Source organism: Microcystis sp. LE19-10.1B (genome assembly GCF_027530565.1).
In the GTDB taxonomy this organism is placed as follows: Bacteria; Cyanobacteriota; Cyanobacteriia; order Cyanobacteriales; family Microcystaceae; genus Microcystis; species Microcystis aeruginosa.
In genome coordinates this window covers 1-5394 of the sequence record NZ_JAPZQM010000003.1, presented here as the reverse complement: position 1 = coordinate 5394, position 5394 = coordinate 1, and the positions used below count along the sequence as shown (strand labels likewise).

The window sequence follows — 5394 nt, the reverse complement described above, 5'->3', positions numbered from 1 at the left end:
TTTGCTACCTTTAATCGCTTATGAGGTAAGCAAAGCACGACGTTTTTAAAAATTTTCAGCTATGTATTTCGAGAAATCGACTAAAAACGTTGCCAGATAAGGACTTGAGAGAATGACATTTGAGAGAATGAAACGACCCTAGGGCAGGGTAGGGTTGATTCATGAATCAACCTACAAAGCACGACGTTTTGACAAATTTTCAGCTATGTAGGGCTTGCTGAATAAATCTAACAACCTTGTTGGATAAGGTTGTTAGACTTTTTTTCCCTCAAAAAGTGCCGACCATTGGAGTGATTGGGGGGAAAATCCCTGGACTTTTTCCCTGAAAATTAGGTAATTGACCACCTGAAAATGGGTAAAACCCCACACCCCACACCCTACCACGAAAAACTTTTTGCCGCAAACCCTATGTATTTCCGAGAAATCGACTAAAAACGTTGCCAGATAAGGAGTTGAGAGAATGACATAAGAGAGAATGAATCAGCCCTACTTGGCTGTGGGGGGTAAGATTATTCTGGCCCAGAATGTTCTAGATTTGCCTAGTTTAAGTGCAGCCAAAGAGGTAACATTAATTAATACCGTACCTACAGCGATCGCTCAACTGCTGGAAATTGAGGCGATACCTGAGACTGTGCAAACGGTAAACCTCGCCGGAGAAGCTTTGTCTAATCAATTGGTACAGAAGCTTTACCAGCAGGAAAACATTAAGAATGTTTATAATCTCTACGGTCCTTCAGAAGATACCACTTATTCCACTTTTAGCTTAGTGCCTAAAGGACACCATGGACAACCGAGTATCGGCCGGCCTATTGCCAATACTCAAGTTTATATTCTGGACTCTTTTAAGCAACCGGTTCCTCTAGGAACTATTGGTGATTTATATATCGGGGGTAAAGGGTTAGCTCGATGTTATCTGAATCAACCTGAATTAACCGCCGAGAAATTTATCTCCAATCCGTTTAGTAATGAACCCAATGCCAAACTCTATAAAACAGGAGATTTAGCCCGATATTTACCCGATGGAAATATTGATTTTTTGGGGCGGGGTGATAATCAGGTAAAATTGCGGGGTTTCCGCATTGAATTAGGAGAAATTGAGGCAACTCTAGGGACTTATCCCCAAGTTAAGCAAAAGGTGGTGAAGGTTTGGGAAGACTCCTATCGGAATAAGAGGTTAGTCGCTTATCTAGTAGGAGAAAATGGTCCGATAAATACTGAGGATTTGCGTCGTTTCTTGGGACAGAAATTGCCAGAGTATATGATTCCGGCTCTTTTTGTCTCCTTAGAAACTCTCCCTCTGACTCCCAATGGAAAAATTGACCGTTCCAGTTTACCCCTCCCTGAGATACCTTGGACATCTGAGCAGGATTTTGTCCCCCCGCATACTCAGAAAGAAAAGATTTTGGCCAGTATTTGGCAAGATGTTCTCAGAATTAAACAAGTGAGTCGTTATGACCGCTTTTTTGAAGTTGGGGGCGATTCTATTCTCAGTATTCAGGTTGTCGCTCGCGCTCGTCAAGCCGGGTTGAAGATTACCCCTAAACAGATATTTGAATATCCTACTCTTGCTGAACTAGCTACAGTTGCCGATTATTCCACAGCCGAATTAGCTAAACAGGGTTTAGTGACGGGTATTGTGCCTCTCACTCCCATTCAACTGTGGTTTTTTGAGCAAAATCGCGCTGAAATGCACCACTTTAATCAGTCTGTCCTCTTAGAAGTTCCCCGTCACCTGAAAGCTGATTTGTTAGCTCAATCTCTGAGAAAATTAATTGAACATCATGACGCTTTGCGGTTACGGTTTACTGTGGAGGAAGGACAATGGCAACAAGTTAATGAAGGAATGCCGGAGGAAGTACCTTTTGAAGTGATTGATTTGTCTTCTATTCCTCAATCTCAGCAAGGGGAAACTCTCTTAGCAATGGCAACAACTCAACAGGCAAGTTTAAACCTCTCTACTGGACTATTAATCAAGGCGGTACTATTTGAATTGGCACCCTATCAACCCAGTCGGTTACTGATTATTATTCATCACTTGGGGGTTGATGGTGTATCTTGGCGAATTTTGTTAGAAGATTTATTAATGACTTATCAACAGCTAGAAAGGGGGGAGAATCTAGAACTTCCACCTAAAACCATAGCCTTTCAGGATTGGGCACTTCTCTTGAGGGATTATGGACAAGGGCAAAAAGCGAAAGAGCCATTAGACTATTGGTTAACTCAACCTTGGTTAGAGGCGAGAAATTTACCTGTAGATAACGAGGCTGGAAAACAATACAATACAGTAGCGACGGCAAATGATGTCACGGTGACTCTAGATGAAGAACAAACCCGGGCCCTCTTGCAAAAAGTCCCCGCTGCCTATAACACTCAAATTAATGAGGTTTTGTTAACCGCTTTAGCGGAAACTTTGACAGAATGGACAGAAAATTTGACCATATCTCTTGATTTGGAAGGACACGGACGAGAAGATTTGTTCAGTGAGGTTGACTTATCGAGGACGGTAGGTTGGTTTACCAGTCTTTTTCCGGTTATTTTGCGACTCCCCCCCGAAAATCACCCCGGTGAGCGGCTCAAATCTATTAAAGAACAGTTACGAGCTATTCCTCACAGGGGAATTGGCTATGGAATTTCGCGATATTTGAGTGATGATGCTGATATTAAGTCTCAATTAGCTGAAATTCCTGCCAGAGAAGTTTTGTTTAATTATTTAGGTCAATTTGAGCAAGGACAATTGCAAAAAGGGGATTGGAAATTAGCGGATGAGTCTAAGGGGCCTAATCACAGTCTTAAGGGACATCGTAGTCATTTATTAGAGATTACGGCCAGAGTTATCGAGGGACAGTTACAAGTAAACTGGACTTATAGCGATCTCATCTATGAACGTTCGACGGTAGAATATTTAGGGCGCAGCTATAAAGAAGCTTTGCTGAAATTGATTGAGCATTGTTTATCTCCTGATGCTGGGGGTTACACTCCCTCAGATTTTCCAGTAGCGCACTTGAATCAACAGGAATTAGACGATATTCTGGCAGAAATTGACTAATAAGGAGAATCTTTCATGGCAGACACAAAAAATCAACCCGCCAAAAATGTGGAGTCTATTTATCCTCTTTCCCCCATGCAGGAAGGGATGCTCTTTCATAGTCTTTATACTCCTGATTCAGGGATTTATTGTAGTCAAACTCTAATTACTCTGGAGGGAGAAATTAACCTTGCAGTTTTTAGGCAAGCGTGGGAAAAAGTTGTAGAGCGTCACTCGGTATTAAGGACTCTATTTCTTTGGGAAAAACGGGAAAACCCTCTGCAAATTGTGCGAAAAAAGGTTGATTTGCCTTGGGATTATCAAGATTGGCGCAATCTTTCCCCCACAGAACAACAACAACGTTTAGATTTATTGTTAGAAACAGAGCGTCAACAAGGGTTTGAACTCAAAGTTGCTCCTTTAATGCGCTGCTTGATGATTCAACTATCGGACCAAACTTATAAATTCCTCTGCAATCATCATCATATTATTCTGGATGGTTGGAGTATGCCTATTATTTATCAAGAAGTTTTAGGGTTTTATGAGGCAGGTATTCAAGGGAAAAGTTATCATCTTCCTTTGCCGCGTCCTTATCAAGATTATATTGTTTGGTTACAGCAGCAAAACCCATCTATTGCTGAGAGTTTTTGGCAGCGAACTCTTGAAGGGTTTATGACTCCCACCCCCCTGAGGGTGGACAGACTCCAGTTAATGAAATCTGAAGGTAAGCCGACTTATAAAGAGTATAACTGTCATTTATCGGCTTCTCACTCCAAAGACCTGCAATCTTTGGCGCAAAAGCATAATCTGACCTTATCTACTTTAGTACAGGCCGCTTGGGCGATTCTTCTCAGTCGCTATAGTGGGGAGTCAGAAGTTTTATTTGGGGTTACGGTTTCTGGTCGCCCTCATGATTTATCAGGGGTAGAACATAGGGTAGGATTATTTATTAATACATTGCCGCTGCGAGTCTCCATCAGAGAATCAGATTTATTGCTATCTTGGTTACAGGAATTACAGCAAAAGCAAGCAGAAATTCAGGATTATGCTTATGTTTCTCTGGCTGAAATACAGAGATTAAGTGATATTCCACCGGGGATTCCCCTGTTTGAGAGTTTGGTCGTTTTTGAGAATTATCCTAGAGAAGCGTTATCGAGAGATTCTCGTCAATCCTTAAGGGTTAAGGATGTGGAGAATTTTGAGGAAACTAATTATCCTTTGACGGTGGTTGCTATTCCTAGACAAGAGTTACTGATTCAGTTAGTCTATGATACTAGCCGTTTTACTCAGGATACGATTGAACGGATGGCAGCACATTTACAGACTATTTTAACAGGGATTGTTACTGATACTCGGCAACGGGTAACACAATTACCTATATTGACAACACAAGAGCAACATCAGTTATTAGTAGAGTGGAACAATACCGAGGCAGATTATCCTTTAGATAAGTCTTTACATCAATTATTTGAGGAACAAGTTGCACAGAATCCGCAGGGAATAGCGGTTATTTTTGAAGGACAAAAATTAACCTATCAACAGTTAAATAACCGGGGCAATCAGTTAGCTCACTGTTTACGAGATAAGGGTGTAGGTCCAGAAAGTTTGGTCGGGATTTTTATGGAGCGTTCCCTAGGGATGGTCATCGGTTTATTAGGGATATTAAAAGCCGGGGGAGCTTATGTACCTTTAGATCCGGATTATCCTACCGAGCGCTTGGGGGATATCCTCTCAGATTCGGGTGTTTCTTTGGTGTTAACTCAGGAATCTTTAGGGGATTTTCTTCCCCAAACTGGGGCCGAGTTACTGTGTTTAGATAGGGATTGGGAAAAGATAGCTACCTATAGTCCAGAAAATCCCTTCAATCTAACGACTCCTGAGAATTTAGCCTATGTTATTTATACATCAGGTTCAACGGGAAAACCCAAAGGCGTGATGAATATTCATAGAGGAATTTGTAATACTATGAAATATACTATTGGTCATTATAATATTACCTCTGAAGATCGCATTCTCCAAATTACTTCCTTGAGTTTTGATGGTTCAGTCTGGGAAATTTTTTCGTCTTTAATATCTGGTGCTTCTCTAGTCGTGGCTAAACCTGACGGGTATAAAGATATAGATTATTTAATAGATTTAATTGTGCAAGAACAAGTAACTTATTTCACTTGTGTTACCTCAATATTGCGAGTTTTTCTGCAACATCCCAAGAGCAAAGATTGCCACTATTTAAAACGAGTAATTGTCGGGGGAGAAGCCTTATCTTATGAACTCAATCAACGATTTTTTCAGCAGTTAAACTGTGAATTATATAACGCTTATGGACCAACAGAAGTAGCGGTTGAGACTACTATCTGGTGCTGTCAGCC

1 protein-coding gene and 1 pseudogene are annotated in these 5394 nt (G+C 41.1%); both read left to right on the top strand.

Annotation, left to right across the window (positions count from 1 at the left end):
- Positions 1 to 490: 490 nt before the first annotated feature.
- Positions 491 to 3046, top strand: a pseudogene (locus O9332_RS00070) (condensation domain-containing protein); the annotation flags it as partial.
- Between the two features lie 15 nt (positions 3047 to 3061).
- The coding region (locus O9332_RS00065; RefSeq protein ID WP_288023196.1) for a non-ribosomal peptide synthetase at positions 3062 to 5394 on the top strand (2333 nt) is incomplete at its 3' end.